Annotated in this window: 1 protein-coding gene; it reads left to right on the top strand. The window is 36.2% G+C overall.

From position 1 onward, the window contains the following. Nucleotides 1–1,493: SBBP repeat-containing protein (locus QZT26_RS17550; RefSeq protein ID WP_295104029.1), on the top strand; the 1,493-nt coding region annotated here is incomplete at its 5' end. Nucleotides 1,494–1,580 lie beyond the last annotated feature (87 nt).

Raw genomic sequence — 1,580 nt, 5'->3', positions numbered from 1 at the left:
TCATCGAAATGGTGAATCTCCTTTCAGGTGTTTTTTGTTATCAATATACCGCCGAATACCTTGGAAATCCTACCATTTCAATCCTATTCCTGCAACAAGGCTTTGCCTTGTTTGCAGGATTTAGGTCAAAATTAAATAGTGACTTGACATCTCTGCTGGCATCCACATATTTGGGTGGTTCTGAAATGGATTTTGCATACTCAATGGACATAGATTCAAGTGGGAACGTATATATAACTGGAAATACATATTCTTCAGACTTTCCAGCAACCTTGGATGCATATAATAGCTCGAGAAATGATTCTACTTATTGTGATTTATTTATCTCAAAGCTTGATAGTAACTTGAGCAGTTTGCTTGAATCTACTTATCTTGGAGGAAATAATTATGACTATGTCGAATGTATTGATGTAGATGCAAATGGAAATGTCTATGTAGCAGGGTATACACACTCATCAAATTTCCCAACGACCTCAGGAGCCTATGATGTATCGTATAATGGTTTTCGTAGCGATTCTGCATTTGTATCGAAGCTTAGTAGTAATCTGAATAGTTTACTTGCATCAACATTTTTTGGCGGACAAGATGATGACTGTATCAAATCACTTGCTGTAGACACAAGCGGTAACATATATGTGACAGGTTATACTTATTCACAAGATTTTCCTACTACTGCAGGGGCATATGATACTTCTTATTACAATGATGAATACTATTATTCCGATGCATTTGTATCTAAGCTGAATAGCAATCTTACAAACCTAATTGCCTCTACGTTTTTAAGCGGTAATGATGATTCCGACTATGCAAATTCAGTCGTTCTAGACACGGGTGGTAATGTATATGTGACAGGCCGCACTTATTCATCAGATTTTCCAACAACTACGGGAGCATATGATAAATATGGAAATACTTCATTTTATTATGAAGATATATTTGTATCAAAACTTAATAGTAACTTAGATAAACTGCTTGCATCCACATTTCTGGGAGGTTCCGATTCTGATTCAGGAGAAGCAATCGCCCTTGACAAAAGCGGTAATGTCTATATAACAGGCTACACACACTCAACAGACTTTCCTATAACATCAGGGACTTATGATACATCTGGAAATACTTCTTATCAAATCGATGTATTTGTATCAAAACTGGATAGTAGTTTGGCTAACCTGCTTGCATCAACATATCTTGGTGGACATTATGGTGACTCTGCCAGTGCACTTGCTATAAATACTAATAATGATGTATATGTGACAGGTAAAACTAATTCATCAGATTTTCCTACGTCCACAGGTGCCTATGATATATCTTCTAGTGGTAGTGAAGATATATTTATATCAAAGATGGCTAGTAACCTTTCGGCAGATAATACGCCGCCTGAAGTAGATTCAGTAAGCCCTGCAGATGGATCAATTGATGTATCGGTCAGCACTGAATTAACGGTAACTTTTAACCCCCTTTCCGGAAAGATTTCAACAAAATCCTTATTTTAAGCGGGTTTCCACAAATTCAAAATAATATGTAGTCGCAGAATAAATGGCCTATTTATTAATACAAATCCTTTATAACCCTATAAATAC

Source organism: uncultured Candidatus Kuenenia sp., from assembly GCF_900696675.1.
Lineage (GTDB): Bacteria > Planctomycetota > Brocadiia > Brocadiales > Brocadiaceae > Kuenenia > Kuenenia stuttgartiensis_A.
Note: the sequence above shows the minus strand (reverse complement) of the source record. Positions and strands in the feature narration are given on the sequence as shown.